This is a genomic window from Corynebacterium pseudogenitalium, from assembly GCF_024453815.1.
Classification (GTDB): Bacteria; Actinomycetota; Actinomycetes; order Mycobacteriales; family Mycobacteriaceae; genus Corynebacterium; species Corynebacterium pseudogenitalium.
Genome location: NZ_CP072934.1, coordinates 2104018 through 2130683, shown reverse-complemented (window position 1 = coordinate 2130683; position 26666 = coordinate 2104018). Strand labels below are relative to the sequence as shown.

General features: G+C 62.1%; 24 protein-coding genes. 11 read left to right on the top strand and 13 right to left on the bottom strand.

Annotation, left to right across the window (positions count from 1 at the left end):
• Positions 1-741, bottom strand: a complete 741-nt coding sequence (locus tag KBP54_RS10085) for a class I SAM-dependent methyltransferase (protein WP_256005645.1) — start codon at positions 739-741, stop codon at positions 1-3.
• Between the two features lie 4 nt (positions 742-745).
• Between KBP54_RS10085 and KBP54_RS10080 the strand changes: the two genes are divergently transcribed.
• Complete coding sequence (locus KBP54_RS10080) at positions 746-1822, top strand: glycosyltransferase family 4 protein (RefSeq protein WP_256005644.1); 1077 nt, start codon at positions 746-748, stop codon at positions 1820-1822.
• Here KBP54_RS10080 and KBP54_RS10075 read toward each other — a convergent pair.
• From KBP54_RS10075 to KBP54_RS10035, 9 genes are all read right to left on the bottom strand, one after another.
• Positions 1819-2274, bottom strand: a complete 456-nt coding sequence (locus tag KBP54_RS10075) for a DIP1984 family protein (RefSeq protein ID WP_071573165.1) — start codon at positions 2272-2274, stop codon at positions 1819-1821. The two genes, KBP54_RS10080 and KBP54_RS10075, sit on opposite strands and share 4 nt — an antisense overlap.
• A 283-nt stretch (positions 2275-2557) precedes the next feature.
• Entirely contained in the window at positions 2558-3205 is a 648-nt protein-coding gene (locus tag KBP54_RS10070) for a DNA methyltransferase (protein WP_256005642.1), read from the bottom strand.
• A 969-nt stretch (positions 3206-4174) separates the two neighbouring features.
• Positions 4175-4606 carry an ATP-binding protein gene (locus KBP54_RS10065; protein WP_256005310.1) on the bottom strand — a complete coding sequence of 144 codons (432 nt, stop codon included), beginning with the start codon at positions 4604-4606 and terminating at the stop codon, positions 4175-4177.
• Positions 4584-4943: an ATP-binding protein gene (locus KBP54_RS10060; protein ID WP_256005308.1), complete on the bottom strand. Its 360-nt coding sequence runs from the start codon at positions 4941-4943 to the stop codon at positions 4584-4586. Before KBP54_RS10060 ends, KBP54_RS10065 begins: the two co-directional genes overlap by 23 nt.
• Positions 4940-5878, bottom strand: coding sequence for a Mu transposase domain-containing protein (locus tag KBP54_RS10055; protein WP_256005640.1), 939 nt, complete (start codon positions 5876-5878; stop codon positions 4940-4942). The genes KBP54_RS10060 and KBP54_RS10055 overlap by 4 nt, the downstream gene beginning before the upstream one ends.
• 138 nt (positions 5879-6016) lie before the next feature.
• Positions 6017-6583, bottom strand: coding sequence for a hypothetical protein (locus KBP54_RS10050; protein WP_256005639.1), 567 nt, complete (start codon positions 6581-6583; stop codon positions 6017-6019).
• Between the two features lie 371 nt (positions 6584-6954).
• The gene (locus KBP54_RS10045) at positions 6955-7182 is read right to left on the bottom strand and encodes a three-helix bundle dimerization domain-containing protein (RefSeq protein WP_256005638.1); all 228 of its coding nucleotides are present in this window, start codon (positions 7180-7182) and stop codon (positions 6955-6957) included.
• Positions 7183-7219: 37 nt separating this feature from the next.
• On the bottom strand, positions 7220-8668 hold the full coding sequence (locus tag KBP54_RS10040; RefSeq protein ID WP_256005637.1) for an MmpA family trehalose lipid delivery protein: 1449 nt from the start codon (positions 8666-8668) through the stop codon (positions 7220-7222).
• Positions 8661-9323 carry a porin PorA family protein gene (locus tag KBP54_RS10035; protein WP_256005636.1) on the bottom strand — a complete coding sequence of 221 codons (663 nt, stop codon included), beginning with the start codon at positions 9321-9323 and terminating at the stop codon, positions 8661-8663. Before KBP54_RS10035 ends, KBP54_RS10040 begins: the two co-directional genes overlap by 8 nt.
• Here KBP54_RS10035 and KBP54_RS10030 point away from each other — a divergent pair.
• From KBP54_RS10030 to KBP54_RS10005, 6 genes are all read left to right on the top strand, one after another.
• The gene (locus tag KBP54_RS10030) at positions 9285-10427 is read left to right on the top strand and encodes an acyltransferase family protein (RefSeq protein WP_256005635.1); all 1143 of its coding nucleotides are present in this window, start codon (positions 9285-9287) and stop codon (positions 10425-10427) included. The genes KBP54_RS10035 and KBP54_RS10030 overlap by 39 nt on opposite strands.
• Positions 10428-10491: 64 nt before the next feature.
• Positions 10492-11676, top strand: a complete 1185-nt coding sequence (locus KBP54_RS10025) for an ABC transporter substrate-binding protein (RefSeq protein WP_256005634.1) — start codon at positions 10492-10494, stop codon at positions 11674-11676.
• A 7-nt stretch (positions 11677-11683) separates the two neighbouring features.
• Complete coding sequence (locus KBP54_RS10020; protein ID WP_071573041.1) at positions 11684-12733, top strand: FecCD family ABC transporter permease; 1050 nt, start codon at positions 11684-11686, stop codon at positions 12731-12733.
• Positions 12734-12735: 2 nt separating this feature from the next.
• Positions 12736-13461 (top strand): ABC transporter ATP-binding protein, encoded by a 726-nt coding sequence (locus KBP54_RS10015; RefSeq protein WP_070975618.1) that lies wholly within the window; start codon positions 12736-12738, stop codon positions 13459-13461.
• A 222-nt stretch (positions 13462-13683) separates the two neighbouring features.
• Positions 13684-14769 carry a trypsin-like serine peptidase gene (locus tag KBP54_RS10010; protein ID WP_143000809.1) on the top strand — a complete coding sequence of 362 codons (1086 nt, stop codon included), beginning with the start codon at positions 13684-13686 and terminating at the stop codon, positions 14767-14769.
• Positions 14770-14778: 9 nt separating this feature from the next.
• Complete coding sequence (locus KBP54_RS10005) at positions 14779-15249, top strand: hypothetical protein (RefSeq protein WP_083433200.1); 471 nt, start codon at positions 14779-14781, stop codon at positions 15247-15249.
• A 242-nt stretch (positions 15250-15491) separates the two neighbouring features.
• Here the strand turns inward: KBP54_RS10005 and KBP54_RS10000 are convergent, their stop codons facing one another.
• The 3 genes from KBP54_RS10000 to KBP54_RS09990 form a co-directional block, all read right to left on the bottom strand.
• Complete coding sequence (locus KBP54_RS10000) at positions 15492-15764, bottom strand: hypothetical protein (RefSeq protein ID WP_070361796.1); 273 nt, start codon at positions 15762-15764, stop codon at positions 15492-15494.
• Between the two features lie 498 nt (positions 15765-16262).
• Entirely contained in the window at positions 16263-19217 is a 2955-nt protein-coding gene (locus KBP54_RS09995) for an alpha-(1->3)-arabinofuranosyltransferase domain-containing protein (RefSeq protein ID WP_256005632.1), read from the bottom strand.
• The gene (locus tag KBP54_RS09990) at positions 19204-19380 is read right to left on the bottom strand and encodes a DUF2613 family protein (protein ID WP_071565697.1); all 177 of its coding nucleotides are present in this window, start codon (positions 19378-19380) and stop codon (positions 19204-19206) included. The genes KBP54_RS09995 and KBP54_RS09990 overlap by 14 nt, the downstream gene beginning before the upstream one ends.
• On the opposite strand from KBP54_RS09990, the gene KBP54_RS09985 reads away from it, so the two are divergent.
• The 4 genes from KBP54_RS09985 to KBP54_RS09970 all read left to right on the top strand — a co-directional run bounded on the left by KBP54_RS09985 (position 19381) and on the right by KBP54_RS09970 (position 26643).
• Complete coding sequence (locus tag KBP54_RS09985) at positions 19381-20568, top strand: glycoside hydrolase family 3 N-terminal domain-containing protein (protein ID WP_256005631.1); 1188 nt, start codon at positions 19381-19383, stop codon at positions 20566-20568.
• Between the two features lie 25 nt (positions 20569-20593).
• Complete coding sequence (locus KBP54_RS09980) at positions 20594-22240, top strand: VanW family protein (RefSeq protein ID WP_256005630.1); 1647 nt, start codon at positions 20594-20596, stop codon at positions 22238-22240.
• 870 nt (positions 22241-23110) lie between these two features.
• Positions 23111-24898, top strand: a complete 1788-nt coding sequence (locus KBP54_RS09975; RefSeq protein WP_070361799.1) for an ABC transporter ATP-binding protein — start codon at positions 23111-23113, stop codon at positions 24896-24898.
• Complete coding sequence (locus KBP54_RS09970) at positions 24895-26643, top strand: ABC transporter ATP-binding protein (protein WP_070975613.1); 1749 nt, start codon at positions 24895-24897, stop codon at positions 26641-26643. The genes KBP54_RS09975 and KBP54_RS09970 overlap by 4 nt, the downstream gene beginning before the upstream one ends.
• Positions 26644-26666: the final 23 nt, after the last annotated feature.

Genomic DNA, 26666 nt, shown 5'->3' with positions numbered 1-26666 from the left:
CTACCCGCGCAGCACGACCACCAGGTTGGAAACCGCAAACTCGCGAAGCAGGGGCACCCGCGTGAGCCACCAAGCCCAGCGCGGGTGGTAGCGCGGGAACGCAGTGAGTAGCCTGCCGGTCGACTCCGCCCACGCCAAACCCTCCTTGGCAGAGACGGCGAAGAGGGACTCGCCCCACTTGTTCTTCGGCTCGTGGCCGTGGGCGGCCACGTAGCAACGCCTGGCGAACTCGCCGCCCACGTAGTGCTCCCACAGGCCGGTCTCGTGCCCTCCGAAGGGGCCCAGCCACACCGTGTAACTCAGCACCACCAGGCCGCCGGGCTTGGCGACACGCAACATCTCCTCGGCCATCTTCTGCCAATCCGGGATGTGTTCGGCAACGTTGGAGGAGTACACCACGTCGAAGGAGTCGGTGGCGAAGGGGAGGGCGGTGCCGTCGCCACGAACGGAGCCGTAGCCACTGATGCCGGCGGCGGACAGCTCGGAGACGCTCGGCTCCACGCCCACGTAGAACGTGTCCGCGAAGGCCTTGGCGAAATAGCCCGGCCCACCGCCCACATCTAACACCGACTTGCCCCGCAGTGGGGTGGAGGTGAGGTCGGCGGAGAGGGCGTCGAGAAGCTGGTAGGTGTCGCGGGCCAACCCCTCGTAAAAGATGCGGGGGCGGAACTGCTCATAGCGAAACGAGCGCAACAAGCGCAACGAACGTGCCAACGTGGCCAGGCGGCGGGTACGGTACATGACAATGAAGATACTGCTGATGTGTTGGCGCGACTCCACCCACCCACAAGGTGGCGGCTCCGAGGCGTACCTGGAACGCGTCGGCGAAGCGCTCGCGGCCGCCGGCCACCAGGTGATCTATCGCACGGCGAAACACACCGATGCACCGCGCGTCTCTCGGCGCAACGGCATCCGCTTCGAGCGCGCCGGCGGCAAATACAGCGTCTACTTGCTCGCGCCGTTCGCCGCGTGGCGGCACCGGCCCGACGTCATCGTGGACACCCAAAACGGCATCCCCTTCTTCGCACGCCTCTACTCGCGGGCCACGACCGTGCTGCTCACCCACCACTGCCACAAGGAACAGTGGCCGGTGGCTGGGCCGATCATCGGGCGGTTCGGGTGGTGGCTGGAATCCAAGGTGGCGCCGCGGGTGTACCGGGGGGCGCCGTACGTGACGGTCTCGCAGGCATCGAAACGCGATTTGGAGGCGCTCGGGGTGGGCCCGGCGGCGATCCGCATCATCGAAAACGGAGTGGACCCAGTGCCCGACGAACTGCCCACCCTCGCCGACGACGGCCACCCCCACGTGGTCACCCTGTCCCGGCTCGTGCCACACAAGCAGATCGAGCACGCCATCGACGCCGTCGCTGCCCTCGACAACGTGGTGCTCGACGTGATCGGCTCCGGCTGGTGGGAAGACCAACTCCGCGACTACGCCGGTGACCTTGCAGGCGAGCGCGTCATCTTCCACGGCCACGTCGCCGACGACCACAAACACGCCCTGCTCGCCCGCGCGCAACTCCACCTCATGCCCAGCGCCAAAGAAGGCTGGGGCATCGCCGTCATCGAAGCCGCCCAACACGCCGTCCCCACCATCGGCTACGCGGGGGCAGGTGGCCTCGCCGACTCAGTGCAGCACGGGGAAACAGGCATGCTCGTGGAAACGCGCGCCGAGTTCGTCACCGAAGTCGCCCACCTTCTTGACGACGCCCCCCTCCGCCACACCCTCGGCACCCAGGCGCAACAGCGCGCCGGGACCTACTCGTGGGCGGAAACTGGGCGCAAGTTCACCCAGTTCATCGACTCTCTCGCGCGCCCTTAGAGCAGTTCCGTCGACCAGTTCAGCTGCTGAATCTTCGTATCCAGCTCCCGGTACTCCTTCGCCGCCTTATCCGCCATCGCGTGCAACTGGCCCACATCCACCGTGGACACATACCGCACCTCGGAGGCCGAATACCGATCCGCGCGTGCCGACGCCGCATCCGCCACCGCGCTATAAAACCTCCGGGCGCGCAAAAACGCATCCCGGCGTGCAATCGCATCCGTCAACGTCGCGTCCCCCTCAAACGGCGTCGACGCATTCGTGTGGTTAATCCGGCGGACCAGCGTCTCAATGCTCTGCAGCACCGACGCCGACTCCTTCAACAACGCCTCCGAATCCTCCACCGGGGTATCCCCCTCCTGGATCCGCGCATTCCGCGTCAAACGACGCTCCAACTCATTCAGCCGATCCTGTGCCTGCGCCCGCTTCGCCAGCGCCTCTGCCAACAACATCGCATCCTCCTTCAAAAAAATAGGCGGCCACCCCCAGCACCGTGGTAGTTCCCAATTCTCATGTGCACTGTACCCGTGTACCTTGTGCAGGCTTAGGGATCAATCACAGGGACCCGGAAAGCCACCGGGTTACAGGTTTGGGTGGTTTCCAATTGCGCCCGAGGAAACCGGTCGGGCTGGTGCTCGCTGAGTGGCCTGTGCACCACGATAGCAGGTTGGTGGCGTTGGGGGTGGTGCCGGTTTCGGGACTGGTTTTGTTCTGGTTTCGTTCCGGTCGAGGTGCTCAAGGAGTGCGCCGCTGGTCGCCCAAAATCGGTCGGGCCAGGTGAAAATGCGCGACCTGCAAGGGGACAGTGTCGGGCCAAAGGGGCCTATTGCGATTCCAGACGAAAATATCCGGCGCGTCGGCCAGGTATGTGTTGAGGCGGCTCGGGTGGAGATCCATCGGGTTTGAGTCTGGCGTCTCGTAGTGGAATAAGCGCGGGGTGACCTTTTGCTTTGAAAAGCTCACGATGACGCAGAAGACATGAGCTTGGTCACTTGCTTCGTTCGCCCAACGGAAGGTGTCGTGCGCGAAGTCAATGTGGAAGCCCAATTGGGTGATTGGGTACCAAATGTTTGCTACCTGTTCGCCTTGGACAACCGAGTTGGTCGATACGAATGCCGTGCGTACGGTGTGGTCGCCCATGTACTCTGCGGCCTTGATGAACCAACCCGCTACGTAGTCGATGTTGCCGACATTCTTCGTTCCCTTTGGAAAGACTGAAGTGCCCCAGGTTTTGTTCCGTCTGAGCAGATGGGAAAATCTGGGGCACTTCAATTGACTTCCTTCACCCCGTTCACTAGGTGTGAGGAAGTTGAAGGTTGGTGACCGAAGCAATCTTAGATCGCCGAAATTCGGCCTGCGCGATAGCTCGGTAGAAGTTATCATTATTAGCACCACTGCCAATATCTACGGAGGATCTGGAGCACCACATCGTGAAAGAAAAGCTCACAACAGCCCTAGAACCAATCGTCGGTACGTCCTACTCGCTGATGATCGCAGACGTTATTGCTTGGCTGGCCCTATAAAAACATGGACAATATCGAGCATCGCATTTCCCAATTAGAACTTAACCAAGGACGGCTCGCAATCCTACTCAACTCAGCCCCCGAAGAGCATAAAGCGTGGGATAAAGCGTGCCTACGCCATGACCTCACCTTCGAACAAGAATACAGGGCTCGACAAGAAATCCTAGATTTCCTCAACTCAGAAGCGACTGATAGTAACGAACTACTATCAAAAGTAAGCCACATCGTAGGACATCCCGCAGTAGCTCGCGACCTCGTAAGCGCATTTAAACAACGTGGCACGGCAGCTCAACGATGGAAAGAAATAGACTCGGAAAACCTACTCTGACCATTCAGCTCACTGACTGAATGTTTCACAGAAAGAGCATCAAGTGTTGAACTAGTACTCAACGTTTGATGCTTTTGTCTTTCTGTTTTCCCATATGAGGGCGCTCCACTGGTGAGTGCATCGCTGGAGGGCCTGAAACGTGGTATTACGAACCTGATCAGCCCTTCTATTTGGCAGATTCAACAGCAGAATCATGTATTAGGATGGAGATTTCCATTTTGCAGGGTGGAAAGTGCGGAATCCGCTTTTACCCTAGCCATTGGCCTCAACAAGATGGTGGTGAAGTGCCCCGGTTTTTGTTCCTAGGCATGTGCCTTGTTTTCCATTATCCCGTGGTCCTGGGAACTTTCTTTGTGGTCAGTCGTCGCGACCTGGGGAAACACTACGTCGGTCGACTGTTTAGAAGACTGAAATGGTAGCGGCGTGGTGAGTATCCGGTAGCACCTGAGTGAGTACCCGGTAGCGCAGGGATCACCCAGGGGCCACGGAGACGTTGGAGGGTTACTCGTTGGCTTCTAAGCGCATATTCGGTCCTTCCAGCGTGATGATCTCAGCACCAACGACAAGCCGGTTGAGAATCGACTCTGCAATGACCGCGTCAGGAATCGACGCATACCAGTCTTTCGGGGTGAACTGGGAGGTCACAATCGTCGAGCCGGTATGTTCGCGCGCGGCGAGGATATTAAATATCTGATGCGCCGTGGCAGCATCAATCGGCGTGGTTAAAAAGTCATCCAGGACAAGTACGTCCACGTTGTGGAGTTGCTCAATGAACTTCAACCGGGTGGGGTTATCGGGCTGTAAGACTGCAAGTTGTGCTGCAAGCATGTCCGTGCGGTAGAAACTCGCGGAGTAATCGTTGCGGCATGCCGCGTTGATTAATGCTTGGGCCAGGTAGGTCTTGCCGACTTCAGGATTTGCCCAGGATGACAATGTTTTGTCCCAAATGGCACCATTGACCATGAGCGAGTCGGCTGATTTGCTCCGGGTTGATGTTGAGGGCAGGTGTGCACACCACGTTTTCAAGACAAGCATCAAGGTTTGGCGATCGGGATGCTTTCAAAAGTTTGTTGATGCGTCGTTCACGCCTGGCCGCGACTTCCTTATCTAGTGCGTAGAGCACCTTTTGTGAAAACGTCCACGTGTCGAATGCTGGGTCATTAGCAATGTCGATCACGGTTTTACCGAACGCGGTCATACGCAACGCTGTGAAGTCAGCAAGGACAGATTCATCAAGAAATCGATCCATTGGCGGGGTTGAGTTTGTCATGTGTTTCGGGTTCCTTTCTTCATAAGGTTGTCCATGCTGAACTGGTCTGCGCCGCCAAGTAGTGCCCCAGTGGTATCGCGATGTTCAATCACAGCCGAATCAGGCAAGATTGGTGTAGTAGTGCGTTGTGCTTGGTCGAACCCGCGGGGTCGGGTGGTGTGCTCTTTGCGTACCGCGGCCATCATGTTTTTTACTGCGGTATAGGACACGGCACGTCGGCTGCCATCATTGGCTGTCAGGCGCAGGCAGGCCTCTTCCAAAATGGGTTTGTTGGCGTGTTTGCCCATCGACAACACGTTGCGACACGACTGATAAGCCTGGGCCGGGATTGCTTTTGCTGCGATGAGCTCTTCGATGACTTTGCGTGTTGCCGGCCCAACTTTGCTGGCTTCACGGTAGAAGTACTCACTCGTCCACAACCCGCGTGTGGTATCCATGCCTGAGGGAATGTGGTCACAGTCAGTGACATAGGCCCCGCGTGTATGTGAAACCCGGTGGGTTGCAACGGTTTGACCTGCATCAAAGACTGTCAGTACCTGGCCGGTGATACGCACATCGACGGTGCGCCCAACGAGTTGATGCGGTACCGAGTAGCGCACCGTGGCAACAATGATGTGGAAATCTGGTGCGGCTTTCGCGCGTTTCCATTCGGTGTGCTGCCATGGTGTTTGCGGCAGATCGGCAAGAAGATGCTGCTCATAGGTTTCAAACAGGTCCCGGCGGCTTGATTGCTGACTCCGAAACGGCGTGGCATCGTTCATTGCATCGACAAGGCTGACAATCTTGTCATTGAGCTCGTCAAGATCAACACACTGGTGACCATCGAGTGCATGGATGATCTTGTGTGTGACGATTTTGACTGCGGCTTCCACATTCGCTTTATCTTTCGGTCGACGCGGGCGGGCAGGAAGAGCTGCAGTGTTGTAGTGCTCCAAGAACTGTTCGTAGGTGTCATTGACCTTCCGGTTTCTATCTGACGTACTGATTGCGTTCGACGCAGTCGACGCGTTATCAGGCACGACGACTTGGCAGACACCACCGAAGTATTCGAATGCACACCGGTGAGCATCAAGTCAGGCCTGTTGGCGTTGGTCAGCACATGCACAGGCAAACAGCATCCCTGAATATGGCAGAGAGGCGACAAAGATACTGACTTTTGCACCCGGTTTCCCGGTTGGGTCAAACAGTCGCATCTTGGTGCCTGCCCAGTCGACTTGCATGGTGTGTCCTGGTGCGTGTGTGATGCGTGCTGAAAGCCCGGTCGCGTCGACATGTGCTGCGACAAGTTGGCGGAACCTGTCGTAGCTGTAGTGACGCTGCCCCGGACCGGCTGGGGTGGTGGTGTAGCGTGCCCATAAGACTTGCAGGGTCTGCTTTGTACGTCCTGTGCGGGCTTTGACGACTTTTTCGAAGTCAATCGGGACGAATTCACCTTGCCCGGTACTTCGTTTGTCAACGAACAACTCGTCTAGCTCGTTGTCTGTCAGCGCTGCGACTTGTTCAACGGTGCTAAATCCACAGGTTCGCAGTGTGTGGTTCGCGCGTGCGATTGCACGGTGCGAGCACCCGAGTTGTTGTTCTATTTGGCGATAAGAACGCTGTTTGATCAGCAACGTCATTATCGCGCGGTAATCCGTCATGAGCGGACTCCTTCCGGTTGATGCCACACCCGTGTGGTGTGGCTACCGGAAGTATGAACGTGAGGAGATGTGCAGCGCTACCAGATACTCACTGTCGTGCTACCGGATAGTCACGACACTGCTACCAAATAGCCGGTCGCAACAGTCGACTAGAGCAGCTGCAAAACGCAAAATGGTTCCCGAGCTTGGGAACTATTTCAGCGGGCTCGAGCGAGCGAACGACGTGACCTGGGGAAACGCGTTCGGAGGTGAGCTCCGAAACCCCCGAAAACGCGAAAAAGTTCCCAGACGCAGGGCGCGGGAACTTTTTGCAGATGGAAGGGAGGGGGATGGGGGCAGGCAGAGCGCGTTGAGTATGAGTGAACCGGAGTTTAGGCGGCTGCGAGGAGGCTGCCTGCGCGCAGGCGGTTGAGCATCTCGGCTTCGACGAGGACGGGGATGAAGTCTTCGACGGTTGCGGTGCTGCAGTGCTCGGCGAGGACGGTGTCGAAGGCGTTGTTGATTTCGGCTTCGCTGAACTGTGGAGTCCACGCCTCGAGGAGGTCGTGGCGGATGTTGCGAAGTACGCGCTTCTGGATGGTGTTGAACTGAATCTGCATGGTTACGCTCCTTGTTAAACTCTTGTTTACCTGGAGTTCACTTTAACCTACGCGCAAGAATACTGCAAATGCTCCAATAATGGGAGTTCCCCAACTGCTTAAAGCGCCTGGTCAGCAGCGCAATCAGGGGCGATGTGCACCACAGTCCGAACAGTCCGAGGCCAAGCGGCGGCAGGCCGACGGGCGCGGCCCCCGTGTTTACCGAGCGGCCATCTGGGTACACCACCACGCCGACGCCCATCGAGGCGGCAAGCCCCACATCCGCGTTAAGGGCGGACCAGCGCGGGGACGGCGGGTCGACTTCCACGTCGCCAACGCGCAGCGCGCCGGACTCGACGACGTTCATGATTTTGGGGGCGGGGTCGACGATGGTGGCGCCGTCGGCGCGTCGGGTGAGGGTGGGGCGGTCGACGAAGAAGACGTCGCGGCCCTGGTCGTCGACGTGCGGGATCGGGAGGGAAGACGCTGGAACTGGGGTGAGGGCGGAGAGGGCGAAGGGGGCGTCGAGAAGCTGGAGGAGGGCGAAACTGCCCGCGAGTTGGGCGCGAAGCCCCGGGAGGTTGCCGGCGGCGGTGACGTAGGCGGGGATGGCGAGGATGAGGAGTTTGTGGGCGTCGCGAAGGAGGCCGCCGCCGGGAACGTACTGGATAATGGGGGTGAGTAGGCCCGCCCACGACGCGAGCGCCAGCGCGAACCCGAGGCCCGCCAGCGCGAGGAGGCGGCGCGGGACGTGGCGCCACGCCAGGCACAGCACGGCAAAAAGCAACACGCCGAAGACGGCGAAGCCGGAGGCGCGGGAGGCGGGCACGGCGTGGGCGTTCCAGATCCCGCCCAAGCCAAGCAGCGCGCCGAGGGTGCCGACGCCCGCCTCCGCACGCGGGGCGAACATGGCGGCGGCCTGCGCCGAGGATGTCCCCTCACCGCCGCCAAAGGCGGCGAGCGCACCGGCGACCACCCAGGGCGCGCAGGTCAGGGCGCTGAACAGCCAGCGTCGCGAGTGGAGGGCGGCCGCGATGGCGCCGGTGGGGGTGAGCGAGCATATCCACTGGGCGGCGATGCTGCCGCGCGCGCCAAGCGCCACTAGCGGCAGCAGCCAGGCGGCCACCGCCACCGACCACTGCCCCTGCAACAGGCGCTCGACGACGAACGGGTTCCACACCGCGACCGTGATCGCCGCGAACCGGCCCCAGCCGTTACGCCCGATCCGCCAGCCCGCCGAAGCGGCAGCGGAGGCGGCGCCGACCACGAGCGCGCGCACCGTCAGGACCGGGAAGGGGAGGACGGCGAGCAGTGCGTCCTGGGGGACGTTGCGGGCCGGCAAGTCCCCGAAGCCGAGCGCGGCGCGGGTCAGCGCCATGTTCGGCAGGACGAGCATGTCCCGGTACGCGAGTGCCTCGCCCGGCGCGAGGAACGGCCAGGTCACGCCGAGGATCAGGGCCACCGCGTAGGCAACCAGCAGCCAGGAGAGCAGACGCCCCTTAATCACGGCGGCGCCGCACCAGCAGGACGAAGGCGTAGAAGAGCGCGAGCGCGCTGACCAAGCGAGTTACGAACGCCATGACCTGGAGGGATTTGAGGATGTGGACGTCGTGAAGTGCGGCGGAGGCCGCGGTGGCCTTGTTCTCTTCGCTGAGTGTGTAGAGGCCCTTGAGGGGGCCGCGCGTGATGGTCCACGACTCGTCGAGGAGGCGGCCGGTGCGGCGCTCGACGTCGATGGTGCGCTCGGCGTGGTATTCGGGCACGTCGATGGTGGCGGTGTACTTGTAAGTTTCCAGGTCGGCGACCCAGCCGGCGCCGAGGTAGTCCAGGGGGACGACGAGGTCCGCAAGCGGGTCGTAGAACGGGTAGGAGCGGCGCTCCGGGTTGTACGGCAGGACGTAGCCTAAGCCCTGGCGTCCGCTGGTGGGGTAGGCGGAGGCCGGGTTGACCTCGAAGGAGTCCTCGGCGATGACGGTGCCCTCGTTGCGGACGGTGGCGGACATGGTCAGCGCCTTCTTCTTCGGGTGCTCCTCCGAGGGACCCTCCGTGATGAGGAGGGTGCGGGTGAGGGCGGAGGGGCCGTCGAAAAGGAGGGTGCTTTCGGTGGGGGCGAGCACCCGCTGGTGGTTGATGATGAGCGGGGACAGGAAGTTCAGCGCCACGCACACCGCGATGATGGCGGCGCAGATGCCCAGGCGCCGTTTGCTTACAATGTCCACATCAGAAACATTAACGTACTCCCGGAACTGGCGGGCCTGCGCGGTATCGCGGCGCTCGGCATTGTGGTGACGCACGTGGCGTTCCAGACGGCCACTGACTCGCCGGTGCTCGCGCGCTTCGACTACTTCGTGGCCGTCTTCTTCGCGCTGTCGGCGTTTTTGCTGGCGCGCGGCGAGCCCCGCCCGGCGCGCGAGTACTACTGGCGTCGCGTCGCCCGCATTGTGCCTGCGTACGTGGTGTCCGTGGCGATCATCGTGGTGACGTTGCCGCCACTGGCGGGGGTGCGCGCCGGCCCGCTTCTGGCCAACCTGACGCTTACGCAGCTCTACGTCCCCGGCGGGCTTATCGACGGCCTCACCCAGCACTGGTCCCTCTGTGTCGAGGTGGCGTTCTACCTGGTCCTGCCCGCCTACCTTGCGTGCGGGCGCCGGGGCCGCGCGGTGGTGCTGGCGGTGGCGGTGGCGGCCGCCCTGGTGTGGCCGCACCTGATCCCCAGCCCGGAGCAGACGCCGGGGGAGCTGAACCTGCAGATTTGGTCGATCTCCTTTGCGCCGTGGTTCGCGGTGGGCTTGCTGTGTGCGGAGGTGGAGCGCGCCGGGCACACGTGGCGGCTGCGGGTGCCGGCGCTGCGCTGGGTGTTCCCGGCGTTGTCGCTACCGGTCGCGTGGGCGGGCGGGGTGCTTGGCCCTGCGGGGCTGGAGCACCCGAGCGCCGCCGAGTTCAACGTCCGGGTGCTGCTCGGCGCGCTGTTCGCGGCGCTTTGGATCGTGCCGTTCGCGCTCGCGCCGCGCCTGCACGGCACCGCGCTGTGCACGCGCTCGGCGCAGCTGCTGGGCCGGTGGTCCTACTCGCTGTTTTTGTGGCACATGGCGGTGCTCTACTTCGTGTTCCCAATCTTGGGGGTAGGGCTTTTTAGCGCCCACTTCGTCCCCGTCCTCACCCTGACGGTGCTGTTGAGCCTGGTGGTGAGCTATTTGTTCTACTCGTGGGTGGAGGTGCCCGGCGCGCGGGTGGTGCACCAGCTCCGCGCGGGGGTTGTTAGGTAAGCCTTGCCTGGTATATCGTTTGTTCGCTCTATTGGAACAATCGTAATACGGCAAGGAAACCACTGTGAACATCCTGCGTAAAGCAATGACCGGCGCCGTCGCCCTGTGCGCGGCCGCCTCACTCGCCGCGTGCTCGGGCAACAGCGCCGACACCACCCCATCCGCCGAGCCGACCCCGGCGGACAAGACGCTGACCGTCACCGACGTCACCGGCCGCGAAGTCACCTTCGACCACGCCCCAGAGCGCATCGTGCTCGGCGAGGGCCGCGGCGTCTTCGCCACCGCGTTGCTCGGCGGGGACCCCTTCGACCACGTCGTGGCCTACGGCAACGACCTGACCAAGGCCGCCCCGGCGTTCAAGGACAAGGTCTTCGAAATCAGCGAGGGCGCCATGAAGGCGCAGGAGATCGGCAACATCGGCAAGGGCGACGTCTCCCTGGAGACGCTCATGGCGCAGGACCCGGACGTCGTCGTCATGACGCTCGACCAGAAGAAAGTCGCCGAGGAATCCGGCCTGTTGGAAAAGATGGACCAGACTGGCATGAAGTACGTCTTCACCGACTTCCGCCAGTCCCCACTCGAGCACACCGTCAGCTCCGTGCAGCTGCTCGGCGACCTGATGGGCAAGTCGGAACGCGCTAAGGAATACGGCGAGTTCTACGAATCGAAGGTCGAAGAGATCAAGGGTCGGGTCGAAGAGGCCGTCGCAAAGGACGGAAAGAAAGACGGCCTGATCTGGTCCGCCGCGGGCTTCGTTGACTGCTGCAGCACCCCCGGCAAGGCGAACCTTGGCCAGCTGCTCACCGCCGCCGGCGGCAACAACCTGGGCGAACAGCTCATCACCGCCGACTCCAAGCAGTTCAGCGCTGAGAAGATGATCGAGCTGCAGCCCGAAAACCTCATCGTCACCGGCGGCGAGTGGGCACGCAAGCCCGACCAGCCGGACACCTTCAGCCACGTCGAGCTCGGCTACCAGTCCAGCCCACAGCGCGCCGCCGAAACCCTGAACAACCCGCTGGGCACCCCGGGTCTCGACCTGCTGCAGGCGCCGAAGCAGGGCAAGTACTTCGCCGTCTACCACCAGTTCTACGACAACCCGTACAACGTGTTCGCACTTGAGGCGTTCGCGAAGTGGCTGCACCCAGAATCCTTCGCTGACATGGACCCGGCGAAGGACTTCGAACAGTTCCACGCCGACTGGCTGCCATTCGACTACTCCGGCGCGTTCTTCGCCCAGACACAGCAGTAGGGGAACCATGAACCAGCAAGATCAGGCGATCCGCGCCTACCACCAGCGAGGACGACGCAAACTCATCGCGATTAGCGCGCTGCTGCTCGTCGCGTTCATCAGCTTCGTCGTTGCCACGGTGGTCGGCCCGATCAACCTCAGCGCCTCCCAGCTTCTCGACGCCCTCCTCCACCCCAACACCGCACCCGAGCAAGCCTCCGTGGTCCTGTGGGACCTGCGCCTGCCGGCCTCGGTGATGGCGCTGCTCATCGGCGCGTCCCTGGGACTTGCGGGCGGGATGATGCAAACCATCCTGGACAACCCGCTCGCGGAGCCGTTCACGCTGGGCATCTCGGCGGCGGCCGCGTTCGGCGCCGCGATGTCGATCGTGCTGGGCATCAACCTGATCGCGCACCCCCAGTTCAACCTGGCGCTCGCCGCTGCGCTGGCCGCCCTGGTGGCGGTGGCCGTCGTCGCCGCAGCAGCCGTGTGGCGCGGCGCCGCCGCCGAAACCATGATCCTGCTCGGCATCGCCCTGTCCTTCTTCTTCCAGGCGCTGCTGTCGCTCATGCAGTACGGCGCAACGCTTGAGGCGCTGCAACAGATCGTCTTCTGGACGCTCGGCTCCATGCAGCGCGCCACCTGGCTCGCCGACGGCATCATCGGCGTCCTCCTTGCCGCCGCAATCCCGTTCGTGGTGTTCAACGCCTGGCGGCTCACCGCCCTCCGACTTGGCGACGCCCGCGCCGCCTCCCTCGGCATCAACGTCTCCCGCCTGCGCGTCACCACCCTGATCGTGGCATCCCTGCTGGCAGCAGCCTCCGTGGCCTTCGCAGGCGTCATCGGCTTCATCGGACTGGTCGGCCCCCACATCGCCCGAATGCTGGTCGGGGAGGACCAGAAGTTCTACCTGCCCGCCTCCGCCGCGGCCGGCGCGCTGCTGCTCACCGCCGCGCACGCCGTCTCCATCACCGTCAAACCCGGCCTGGTGATCCCGATCGGCATCATCACCGCCATCGTCGGCGTCCCATTCTTCGTCTTCCTGATCTTCTCCCGCTACCGCAAGGCAGGCCACTAACCATGATCGTCGCCACAGACCTCAACGTTGCCTACGGACGCACCCCTATCCTCCACGACATGACCTTTCGCCTGGGCACCCCCGGCGCCGTCACCGGCCTCCTCGGCCCCAACGCCGCCGGTAAGTCCACCCTGGTCAAAACTATCGCCGGGCTCAAAACCCCCACGTCCGGCACCGTCACCACCACCTGCGAGCCCCACGACGTCGGCTACGTCCCCCAAGACCTGCTGACCAGCGCGTCGCTGACCGCGTTCGAATCCATCGTCGTCGCCGCAAAAGCCGGAGGCGCCGTCACCAACCCACTCGAGGCCACCGCCGCGATGATGGACCGCCTCGGCATCCTCCATATCTCCGACCGGATGGTCTGCCACATGTCAGGCGGCCAGCGCCAACTCGTCGGCGTCGCCCAGATGCTGGTACGCGAACCCCAACTCCTCCTTCTCGACGAACCCACCTCCGCCCTCGACCTCCACCACCAAGTCAGCCTGCTCACCATCATCCGCAACATCGTCGCCGACACCGAACGCCAAGCCGTCGTCGCAATCCACGACCTCAACCTCGCCGCCCGCTACTGCGACGAACTCCTCGTCATGAAAGCCGGCCGCGTGGTCACGCACGGCGAACCCCTCGACGTACTCACCCCCGAACTCCTCGAAGAGGTCTACGGCATCGAAGCCCGGGTCCTGTACGACCCAGTCTCCGGCGCGCCCGTCATCTGCCCTGCGTAGGGGGTGGTAGGGGGTTGATCCGTTTTGGTATGGAACTGTTCTGGGTAGGCATTCAACAAGAGTCAGCGTAGGTGGGGTGCATATGTAACTTCGATGCCAGCCCCAGAGACAGATTGTGTTGCATATCACAGTATTGAAAAAGAGTAACATGCGTGATAATATCGACACCAATGTGTTTATCTCATACGAACGCAGCCTTCATCCCTACCTCAAGGAGCTGTCATGTATCTCAACTCCCATATCAGAAAGATCTTCAACCGGGCTACAGTCCTGGCATCATCGGCTTGTCTGGCCATGGCTGTGGCGCCAGTGGCAGTCCATGCTCAGGAATCATTCATCGGAGAAGAAGCTGAAACCACGGTCGGAGTAATTAACCCGAATGATCAGTCGACTAGATCAGTTTCCTCGGAGATGACACTGGATGAGTATTGGACACTGGATCGCATGTCGAGAGCCACTCCTGTTGATGCAACCCTCGACTTGCCATTTGCGGCGGACCGAGCAACGTCAAACAGCAAAGAGGTTGTCGTTTCCCCTGAAGTGCCAGAACGTGAACAAGAAGCATCAGAACCTATTGAACCGTTCTCCTCATCTCAAACGGCCAGTGAGGCGCACTCTCGAATCGGCAATTCCGGTGCTGCGAATGGAAAAGTATTTTTCTCAAAGAAAGTCAATGGCCAATATGAAGATCACGTCTGCTCCGCATCTGCCGTAAACTCAGACAACAAAAGTACCGTAATTACTGCCGGTCACTGCGTTCATAGCGGGAGCGGAGGTGAGTTTCATAAAAACTGGGTATTCGTTCCAGAATATACGATCGGTGTTGCACCCCATGGGAGATTCAAGGCCAATTTTATGACCACAACTACTGACTGGGCCAACTATGGAGCTACACCTCGTGGGTTTGCTTCTGACTTCGGGTTTGTCACTGTCAACTCAGAAAGAGGGAAACGTCTCGTCGATGCGGTTGGAGGCCATGGACTGCGCTCCGGAAATGCAGGTTCGTTCAAAGCTGACATAATTGGATATCCCCGCAAACGTTTCCTGGGTTCCGCTATGTTTCGGTGTACGGTACCGGTGAAAAACGAAAATTGGTCGTCCTTCAATTTCTACATGTCATATGGGTGCAACTTTGGCGGTGGTGCATCCGGTGGCGCATGGCTAGAAGACTTCAACGGAACTCTGGGGCATATCCGCTCCGTGAGTTCGTTTGGTCCTGAAAACGGTGCGTCGTATCTCGGTTCGCCGATCATAACCTCCAAGATTTGGGACATGTTTGATTCAACGGCGAGTCGGCCAGTGAAGTAAGGAGTGAGAATGTCTGGCATACTATCTAAATTCGGCATAAACGCAGGTTTGAATGCGCAAACTGTACATTTGGTCGGCGTTATTTTAACTGTGTTTGCGATAGTGGGAAGTACCATAGGAATAGTCTCAGCCACACCTGTCGGCGACGAACTCAGCAGTGCAATGGGGATCGTCCACAAAACTCGACAAAAACCTTTCGACCGAGAGGCGCGCAACGATCTCAAAAATGAGCGTCAAGTCAAATGGGCAGGCTATCAAGTAATTAGTCCGACAGAAATTCGAGTGTTCTTCCCCGCCGGAACCGAAACTTGCTACGGATACCGCGCGGAGACATCGGAGACCGCGACATCAGTAAAAGTTAGAGTGTACGAAGGGAATATTCCAGGATCGCCTGATAAGTGCATCCTGATCGGTTCCACGGCCTCCATGAAGGTGACGTTGCAGTCGCCACTTGGGGCTCGCTTGCTCCAGAACTGGTAGATCACCCGCCTGTTGTGTGAGAGTTTTCCGACGTTTCTTTGGCCCGTGCCCTAATGGGAACGGGCCAATTTACGGGGTGGAGCCCAATAAATCTCAGATTCACCCCTCGTACTCCGCTATCGTCATCTAGCCTGCCTAGTCCGCGGTGGGCCCATCGCACGCTTGTAATCCCACGCTTTCAGCATCGTTGGGGCGTGATGGACTGAAGACGCGGTAAAGCTATCGCCTGCAACCCGAAGAATTCAGGCTGATTCACCCTTCTGCCAAGCAACGATTGCTTCAGAAAAAGAGAGATCTGGATTCTTCTCCCGATAGCTCTTTAACTCTGCTGCCGAAGGGATTGGCAGATCAGAAGCAATAACATCATCGAGTGCTGAGCGCCGATTATGCGACCGCAACCCCCACACGCCAATCGCCGCGACTACCGTCGCAAGCAGAAACTGGCCGGAAAGAAGCCCCAGTACCGCCGCGAATAGAGCCAAATATGATCCAATGATCGTCAGTTTCTCAGACATAACGACACCTTTCGCAATATCTCGGGCGTGCTATCTACTCAAAGCACTGGTCTTTGATTCCTGCAATTTTTGTCAGCTCTGCTGTGAGCACCGACTGCGATCATTCTAGTGATTGCTGCCGCACATCGCAGAGCGCTTGTATATGGAGTGACTTTGTCGCCTTGGGAAGTAGAAGCAGCGGGATGTCCCCGACACTGCGCTGAGGAGATGGCGCGCTGTCACTCGAATTCGTTCCGGGCGAGGTGTTAAAAGTGTGCGAGGCGAGGGGCGGCCGGGTGCGCACCAAATTCCTGCATGAGGTTTGCGCGACCTGGGGGTTTGCAAACGCACTCGCGGGAAACCCGGAATCTGGTGCGAAGAAGCAGCGGTCGTGGGAACTTTCTTCGTAGACAGACGACGCGACCTGGGGAAACGTCACGTCGGTCGACCGGAACCGGCCGAAAACCCAAAATTCCCGAGCGCGGGAACTTTTTCAGCAGGCGGCCGGGCAACCAAAATCTAGTCCGGCCAGGCGAGGCAGGCCACCGCGACGCATCCGGCCACGAGCATGAGGGCGGCGTCGCCGGCGTACCCGGCGGAAGGCCAGGGCGCGCGGGCCAGCCACAATCCCATGGCGGTGATGGCGCCGGCGGCAATGTAGCGTCTGGCCAGGAGGGTAAAGCGGCGCACCGCCCAGACTCCGATGGCGCTGACGATCCCGAGTACCGGGTTGATGCACAGCGCGGCTGCCAGCGGCAACGCTGCCACCATCCTGCCGGGGATGGGGCGGGCCGGAGTGCCAACAAACCGGCGTCGACACGCGAACCACAGCAACACCAGCGCGGTGACCAGGCTGAGCGCCGCCCCGCCGAATAGGCTGAGGCGGTAGGGGCGCTCGCCTGCGAAGGAGAACGTGAGGGTGCCACCGTGGCCTGCGGGGATGCGGAAGGCGAGCTGGCCGGCGTCGATGCGTTGGGCGGTGAGGGGTTCGCCGTCGAGGCTGGCTTGGAGCCCTGGGTTGAACGCGCGGGTGGTGATGAGCAGGCGGTCCTGGTCGGCGGGCACAACTGCGCCACCAATAACCGGCTCCCAAGAAACAGCAGGCGCAGGCCCGCGCCGCAGCGTGATCGTTTCGGCGTCCGTGACCAATTCGTGGCGCCCGGCGGGAAGGAAGACGGTGTTGGTGGCGGAGGAGCCGTCGATAAGGGCGGGGGAGGAGAGGTGCCATTCGGCGTCTTCGGCGGTGGTGAAGGCGCGCTGCAGTGTGGTGGTTTCGGGCATGAGGCGTTGGAAGAAGTAGGTGTCGGCTGTGCCGGGGACGTCGACGATGCGGTGGATGCCGGCGTCGATTTCGGTGATGCCGACGGGTTCGGTGAGCGTGAGGGTGGTTTCGCCGCGTACGCTGATGGTGCGGGGTTGGTCGGCGACGAGGCTGAGCGTGCGCTCGCCGGAAGCGTCCGTGACCTGCACTTTTGTGTTGGCGGTGGCGGTGATGGTGGCGGTGTCGGCGTTGGGGGTGAAGCGTAGCCACGGGTGGGGGTCTTGGGCGGCGGGCCACCAGGCGGTGTCGTCGAGGCCGTCGAATGCGGCGGTCAGTGACCGGGAGGCGCGGGCGCCGCCGAAGGCGGTGGCGTCGGCGGCGGAGGAAGAAGCTGAAGCGCTGCCTGCCATGGCTACGCCGACGGGTGTGCCCGCAGACGGGTAGTCTGGCACCCGGTTGCGCACGTCTTTGCCCTCCGAAGCGGTGGCCAGGTGCGCGGACTGCGCGCGCTGCACGGCGCCGTAGTTGCGCACCGCCAGCGCCGGGGTATCGGTCACGATGTCCGCATCGCCGCTGGTCAGGGTGGCGGGGAAGTAGCCGAACTCGCGCCACAACAGGGGCAGGGCCTCGCCGCCGGCGTCGACGCGGACGGGGGTGGCGCTGGTCAGCATCATGTCGCGCGTGGGCTCCAGCGCATAGATATCGACGTCCCCGAAGCGCACGGTCGGCTCGCCAAGATTAGGCACGCTTGTCGACGCCACCGCCTCCTCCAAATCGTGCCGCACCACGACGACGCCCACCCCGATGGCGCGCAGCGCCTCCGAGTCCACGGCGCGGACCTGGCCGTCGAGGCCGCGGATCGCCTCCGGGTCGACGAGGGGGATGGCGTCGCGCACTGCGAAGCGCGCCTGACTGAGCGCCTGGATGGGTTCGTCGCGCGTCCAGCCCCAGGTCTGGCGGGCGAAAGGCGCGGCGGGGACGACGAGCGTGCGGGTGCCGGTGGCGTGTTCGTCGAGCCAGCGGGCTGCCGCGACCCAATCTTCGGATGGTTCCTGCCAGGTGCCCTGCGGGAGGAGGCGCAGCGACCACGCCGGGGATACCGCGACCGCCACCAGCGTGACGGCGCCGACCAGCTGCGGGGTTCGCGCCCGGGACACCACCCACCCGGCCCCCAACGCCAGGGGGAGGCGGACCAACGGGTCGAACTTGTGCAGGTTGCGGAAGGCGGCGAGGGGGGCGTCGAAAAGTAAGGGGTGGGCGTGCGCGAAACACAACAGGCCGACGCCCACCGCGAAGACCGCGACGAGCGGGCCGCGGGCGGGCATGTCGCGCCGGGCTAGCCCCGCGACGCCGAGCGCCGCCACACCCGCCGTGAGCAGCACGAATACGGGCTCGGTGACCAGGAGGTGCCCGGCGGCGCGCTCGGCGTCGACGAACGGGGCCCAGCTGGTGGTGCCGCGCAGAACCTCGATCGGGTTGAGCCACGCGGTGGTCACTGAGGCGGACTCAATAAAGTCGGTGAACGGTGGGGAGTAGCGGCCGAGCACCACGAGTGGGCCGAGCCACCACGCGTTGACCAGCACTGCGCCCACCGGCCACAGTGCGGCGGCGCGCCAGTGGCGCTGCGCGCACAGCACGAGCAGGGTGGGTAGGCAGGCTGCGATGGTGGCCGTCGCGTTGACCGCGCCCATGCACGCCACCGGCAGTAGCGCGGCGGCAAGGCGCGGCCCCCGGCGTTGGTCCCCCAGGAGCGGCAGCAGCGTCCACGGCACCAACGCCACCGGCCACGCCTCCGAAGAAATGGCGGTCAGCGTGGTTAGGATTCGCGGGCTGAACGCGTAGAGCGCCCCGGCCACCGCCGGGCCCGCCACCCCGCGCATGCCCAGCCGTCTGGCCAGCGCGTACGTCCCGGAGAACGCCAACCCGACCAGTAGTGTCCACCAGCAGCGCTGCAACACCCACGCGGGCAGCGGCAGCAGGAAGAACACGCCTTGGGGGAAGAGGTATCCGTACGCCTGGTTCTGCAGCTGCCCGAGCGTGAAGCGGTCCGTGTAGGCGTGCATCGCCTGCGCGAGGAACCCGGCCGGGTTGGTGGTGAGGTCGAACTTGGTGTCCGCGGCGATCTGCCCCGGCGCCTGCGCCCACACAATCAGCGCGATGATTGCCCACGCGACCAAGTGGGGAGTGAGGCTGCGGAGTTTAGCGCGCGCCATATTCCGGGCCGCCAAGCACGGCCTCGTCTGCCGGGACGGCGTTGGACACCGGCACGGAATTCTGCCCGGAGAACGCCGCTACCCCAATCACGCCCACCACGCCGAGCACAACACCGACGACGGCGCTAGCCACAACGGAAGGCAAGGTAGTACGGTTTGACATGTGCAAAAGCGTACCAGACGTGTATGGGGGTCCGCCGCGGTGACGGCGGGGCTCGTCGTCGTGCTCGCCGGGTGCGCGCCCGAGCCGGCCCCACAACCCGTGACGACGCCCGCTCCGCTCCACAACCACATCCCACTTTTGCCCACCGACACGGTGCCGATCACCGAGATCGTCCCCAAAACGCCAGCCCAGCAGCGCGTCCCGGAGGACCTGCGTGCGCGGGTGGCCTCCCTCATGGTTGTCGGGGTGAAGAACTACGACCAGGCCCGCGCGGCCCTCGATCAGGGCGTCGGCGGGCTTATCATCCCCAGCTGGGCCGACCCCAAGCTTCTCGACGACCCCGGCCACGACATCAACGCTCTCCGCGAGCAGTACCCGCGCGGGTTCACCGTCGCCATCGACTTCGAGGGCGGCCGAGTCCAACGCCACACCGACATCCTGGGGGACTTCCCCGCGCCCGGTCGCCTCGCCGCCGGCACACCCGCGGTGATCCAGGGCACCGGCTACGACATCGGCCGTTCGCTTCGCGCCCACGGCATCAACGTGGACTACGCCCCGGTCGTCGACATCGATGCCGCCGACCTGGCCATCATCGGGGACCGCGCCTTCCACCGCGACCCCGCCGAGGTCGCCCGCATCGCCGGGCTCTTCTCCCAAGGCCTTCTCGACTCCGGCGTCACCCCCACCTTCAAACACTTCCCGGGGCACGGCCGCGCCTCAGGCGACACCCACAAGAAGCTCGCCACTACGCCCCCAATCGGGGACCTGCACGCCTTCGACCTGGTCCCCTACGGCGAGCTCCTGCAGCGCTTCCCGCGCGCCAGCGTCATGGTCGGCCACATGATCGTGCCCGGCCTCGGCGCCGAGGGCGTGCCCAGCAGCCTCAACCCGGAGGCCTACCGCATCCTGCGCGAAGGCGACTACCCCGGCGGTGTCCCCTTCGAAGGCGTCGCCGTTACCGACGACCTCTCCGGCATGCGCGGCATCCTCGAATACGCCCCCACGCCGGACGCGGTCCGCCTCGCCATCAGCGCGGGTGCCGACCAAGCCCTCTGGTCCTCCGGCCACGACATCGCGCGGATCATCGATGGTGTCGTAGCGGGCGTCGAAAAGGGAGAAATCCCCGAATCCCGCATCGACGAAGCCGCGACCCGCGTGCAACAACAACTCATTGACGTTGGGTTATAGCCCAAACTCTATTACCCTGGGGCGGGTGAATAGGGCAACAAAGATCTTCATCGGCTTCTCCGTGGGCGTGCTCGCGGTGCTGCTGGCCATCTACCTCGCCGACCTGGCGCTCAACCGCGGCCACGTGCCGCGCGGCACCACCGTCGGCGGCGTCGCCATCGGCGGACTCACCCCGCAGGAAGCAGAAGCCGAGCTCAAAGCCCAGCTTGGCGACGCCCCCTCACGCCCCATCACCGTCACCTCCGGGCCCGAGCGCGCCGAAGTGGTGCCGCAGCGCGCCGGGCTCGGCATCGACTACTTGGCGACCGTGGAGGCGGCCGGGCTGCAGTCCGCAAGCCCGATTGAGCGCCTCAGCGGCCTGATCCGCGAGCACGAAGTGGCCGTCGTCCCCAGCGTCGACGACGCGAAACTCGCCCCAGAAATCACCCGCCTGCAAAAAGAACTGCACCGCGACCCCGTCAACGCCGCCATCACCCTCGAAGGCGGCACCGCCCGCGAACGCACCCCCGAGGACGGCCAGGACGTGCCCGCCGACGCGCTGCGCACCCAGCTGACCGCCCACTGGCTCAACCCAGACGGCGTCACCGTTGAGCCGCAACCAATAGCGCCGCGCATCGGCGCTCCTGCTCTCAAGGAAGCGATGGACGGCCCGGTCCACCGTGCCCTCTCCGGGCCACTCACCGTCAACGGCCGCGAAGATGTCACAGCCGTGATCCCGAAGGAACGCATCGGCGAGATCCTCCACTTCGACGAGGTCCTGAAACCCGTCGTGGACCACAAGGCAGCCGGCGCCATCCTCGGCGAGCAGCTGCACGAGTCCGAAGTCGAGGCCAAGAACGCCCGGGTACTCACCAGCGGCGGCATCGAACCCTCCGTCGACGGCATCAACGTCGACTGGGACGCCACCTTCAAAGGCTTCGACGACCGCCTCCTCCACGACGCCGACCGCACCTGGGACGCCACCTACAAAGACGTCCCCGCCGCCTTCACCACCGCCGACGCCGAACAAGCCACCTTCAACGACACCGTCGGCTCCTTCACCACCGGCGGCTTCAGTGGCGCCTCCGGCGAAAACATCCGCATCGTGGCCAACACCGTCAACGGCGCCATCGTCAACCCTGGCGAAACGTTCTCCCTCAACGGCTACACCGGTCCCCGCGGCACCGCCCAGGGCTACGTTGAATCCGGCATCATCATCAACGGTCGCGGCGGCACCGCCGTCGGCGGAGGCATCTCCCAATTCGCCACCACCCTCTACAACGCCGCCTACTTCGCCGGCATGACCGACGTCGCCTCCACCCCACACTCCTACTACATCTCCCGCTACCCAGCCGGGCGCGAAGCCACCGTCTACGAAGGCGCCATCGACCTCGCCTTCCGCAACGACAGCAACCACCCCGTCAAAATCGTCACCAACTACGGCGGCGGCAACATCACCGTCAGCCTCATGGGCGTCAAGACCGTCAACGTGCAGTCCATCAACGGCGGACGCTGGGCCTACACCCAGCCACAACCCCGCACAGTCACCGGCCCCGACTGCGCCCCGTCCGGCGGCGCCCCCGGCTTCACCACCTCCGACACCCGCGTGATCACCGACCTCGCCGGCAACGAACTCAGCCGCGAAACCACCACCACGGTCTACGACCCGCAGCCCATCGTCCGCTGCGGGTAGGTGCCTGTTCCTCGTGCGCCAAATTCCCTCCCGCGAGGCGCGCTACCTGGGCGAAATGCTGGGACGCTCGCCGAAACGCCGGAATCTGGTGCGCGTCCCGTTGCGCCAGTGACAAAAGACGCATCTCTTATTGGCTATCCATTTTGTGACCTGCAGTTATGTCGACCCTACTTTTTCGGGTTGCGTCTTTTGTCACTCGCGTCTCCGCCCACCTCAAAAACGGCAAACGTAAACACCCCTGCAAAAGGGGTGTTAGTGGAGGCTTAGACGTCGAAAATGATAAAAGCCGCATGAGTCACTAAACCCCTGTTGAGCTGGGATTTAGCTGTTTTTGAGACTGCTCGCTACTTCGCTGGAGGTTCGGCGATCCGGCAGTCATCGCTGTAACGCCCACTGGGGGTGGCGTCCGTTTGAAGCCAAGGGGATCTGCGGGTGGGCTTGCGTTAGCGGGTATCTGGTTAGGGGGTGTCATCGCTTTCAGCTAGTGGTTGGAGGGCACGGAGTGTTTCAATACCGGCTTGATTGAGCGTTTCGAGAATTAACTCTGTGAGTGTTTCGTACTCTTGAGCAGTAGATGGACTTGCTTCAGGTTCGTGTTGGACAGTCCTGAAGTGCTTGATCGGTGCGAACCCATTTCGCGGGCGCAGCAAACTTCCAGCCCAAGAGCCTTCGTTCTTACAGATGTAGAGTGGAGCGCACTCATTGACCACGCCATCGTAGACGAGGATACGATCCGGTTGGTATTCCGCACCGGTGAACAGGTAAGCATGGCCTTGAAAGGGTGATGCTCGTATCGGTTGATGTGCACGGTTAGGTACACCTCCCAGAAAGCGAGTAAGGTTAGACTTACCTAATAAGGATGGTGTTTACGTGAACGATAGTGTAACGGATCAGGTTGTTGACGGTGAGTATGGGTCCGCGAAGGAAAAATCTGTCGCTGGCCAGAACGCGATCCGTCAGCTATCGCAGCCGGTGAAAGGCAAACTGTTTATCGCGCAGGTTTTGGCTTTTCTCTCAGGCGTGTTGGCTATTGCCCCGTATGTGGCTCTGGTGGAGCTTGGCAGAGAACTTATGCAAGACCAGGTGGACCCGGCGCGGGTGAACTGGATCGTCATGCTCCTCGTCAGCGCATACATGGCCCGGTTGACCTTATATTTTGTTGCATTGGGCGTGACGCATTTTATTGACCTGTCGTTGCGTAATCAGATGCGTCGGCAAATTGCCGCCCGAATGTCGACTGCTCCGCTGTCGTGGTTTACCCGCGAGGGTGAGGGGAAGATCCGCAAGACCATTCAGGATGATACGGCCACGGTGCATACAGTGATCGCGCACGGGCCGATTGAGAAACTGAACGCGATCGTATCCCCGCTCGCCTTGTTGGTGTATGCGTTTGTGGTGGATTGGCGGCTCGCTCTGCTGTCGATTGCGACGATTCCGATTTATGTGGGCATGTATGGCATGTCGATGCGTGGGATGAATGAGAAGACCGCACAAATGGACACCAAGCTCGCTCAGGTTTCGGCAACGATGGCCGAGTTCGTTGCCGGTATCTCAGTGGTGAAAGCATTCGGCAAGGTCGGCCAAGCACATAAAGCCTATTTAGATGCGGCTAACGAGTTTTCTAAGTTCTACCGGGCGTGGTGTATGCCGCTGGTGTCGATGTCGGTCGCCTCATTTTCGTGGGTGTCGATCCCGGTGTTGTTGATCGTGAACCTTGGCGGTGGCGCGTTGATGATGAACGCCGGTTGGGTGAGCATCTACGAGGTGATAACGACGACGTTGATCGCCTTGGTGCTGCCGGGAGCGTTGATGGCAGTCGCAACCATCGCCTGGTCGTACCAGCTCGCAGGGTCTGCGGCAGTGAGGCTGGTGAACGTCATGGAGCTACCAGCGTTGAGTCAGCCCGATGCGCCACAGACACCACACGGTCATGATATCGAGATTCGGGGTGTGTCGTATGCCTATGACGACACCCAGGCATTAGACGAGGTGAGCCTGAGCATTCCGGCAGGCACGGTGACCGCGCTGGTTGGCCCGTCGGGTGCGGGGAAGTCGACGTTGGCGAGTTTAATTGCCCGCTTCGATGACCCGGACGCTGGCACGATCACTATCGGCGGGGTTGATCTAAAGAGCATTTCCCAGGATTTGTTGTATTCGACGGTCGCGTTCGTCTTGCAAGATGCACAGCTTATTCGCGACACCATCCACAACAACATTGCCCTGGGCGCGCCAGACGCAACCTTGGATCAGGTGCGACAGGCGGCGAGAGCCGCGCAGATCGACGAGTTCATCATGAGCCTGCCAGATGGTTACGACACCGTGTTGGGGGAGGACACCCACGTTTCGGGCGGGCAGGCAGCCCGTATCGCGATCGCCCGGGCGCTCATGGTTGATGCCCCAGTGTTGGTGCTGGACGAGGCGACGGCGATGGCGGACCCGGAATCGGAATCGAAAATTCAACAAGCTCTCTCGACTCTTGCCAAAGGCAGAACCGTGATTGTGATCGCCCACCGGTTGGCCTCGATCAGGGGCGCGGATCAGATTGTCGTCATGGAACGCGGGCGCATTGCTGTGGTCGGTAAACACGACGAGCTGTTGGGTAATGCGCACTATCAGGCACTTCTTGCCCAAGGTGCATGTGAGGAGATGACACGATGAATCAACTATTGCTGCCACGCTTTAAGCGTTTGATGGAACCCGCCTCGTGGCGTGACCTCTCGGTCGGTCAAGCGTGGGGTGCGGTCTCAGGACTGTGTCACGGCTTTGCCCTGCTGATTCTGCTTCCCGCAGCAAGTGCCCTAGCGACCGGAATGCCGGTGTGGGGGTTATCGTTTTGGGGCTGGCTCATCGCCTTGGCGGTGATCTCGGTAGCGGGTGTAGGCACCGAGTTTTATGGCATGCGCACCGGCTATATTGGCGCGCTCGGGTTCATTCACGACGTCCACCACGCAATAGGTAACAAAGTAGCCCGCCTACCGTTGGGAGTGTTCGATTCGGGTAGCTCTGGCCGACTGTCGCGCATGGTCACCCAGGAAATGATGAACTTGGGCGAGTCGGCGGCGCACTTCATTTTCTCCCTCGTCCAAAAACTCTCAGCCGTGCTGGTGATCACTGTGGGAACCTGGTTCTGGGATTGGCGGCTGGGACTGACCTTGACGATCGCGTTCCCGATCATGCTCGCCTTCCTCCATATCTCCCGCGTGCTTCTTGATAAAGGTAAGCAGGTTTCCGAACCAGCTGAGTCAGAATTGGCGGCTCGCATGGTCGAATTCGCCACCTGCCAAGGCGCGCTGCGCTCCTGCCATGTCGCCGACGACTACCCGGCCCTTGATCGGGCATTCAAACAGGCTGACCGCAAAAGCCGCAAAGCATTGTGGATCGAAACATTAGCGAACCTGATTAATGGAATGTTCGTCCAAGCCCTCGTCGTGATAATGATCTGGCTGACCGCCCAACTCGCCCTCGGCGGGCAAATGAATGCGCTGAACGCCGTGGTCACAATCGGCATGTGCCTGCGGTTCACCACCATGCTCCAAGACATCGGTGGCTGCATGACCGGGCTGGAAGAACGCCGCCAGCAGATGAACCACGTCGACAAGGTCATGGATGCCCCCGAACTGTCCGAACCCGATGCCTCTACACCAGTGAGGGCACCTGGTGATGTTCGTTTCGAGGACGTCACCTTCAGCTACGATCCGGACACCCCGGTGCTGCACGATATGTCCTTCCATGTCCCGCAAGGCGGCATGTGTGCCCTGGTTGGTCCATCTGGGTGCGGGAAGACGACGATCGCCCGGATGGTTGCACGTTTCTGGGATGTGCAGTCCGGCAGCGTGCGCGTTGGCGGAGTGGACGTGCGCGAGCAGACCACCGAAGATTTGATGCGCCAGATATCTCTGGTCTTCCAAGACGTCTACTTATTCAACGACACTCTCGAAGCCAACATTCGCCTTGGCAATCCCGAAGCTACTGATGAAGAAATCAGGTGGGCCGCTGAGCTGTCGGGCGTGACGGAAATTGTCAACCGCCTCCCAGACGGCTGGAATTCATTGGCGGGTGCTGGCGGGCGTGCACTGTCAGGTGGGGAACGCCAACGAGTGTCCATCGCTCGCGCCTTGGTGAAGAAAGCCCCGATCGTGCTGTTCGATGAGGCCACCAGCGCGTTGGACGCGGAAAATGAAGCCAACATTGTTGCGGCGATGAACGAGCTGCGTAAGCACTCCACACTAATTGTCATCGCCCACAAACTTGAAACCATTCGCCAAGCTGACCAAATCATTGTGCTCTCCCACGATGGGCGTATCGCCCAGCGCGGGTGCCACGACGAGCTGGTCAACCAGCCGGGTCAATACCGCGATTTCTGGCAAGAACGCATCAACGCAGCTGGATGGCAACTCGTCTAAACACAGCACGTATAAGCACATGA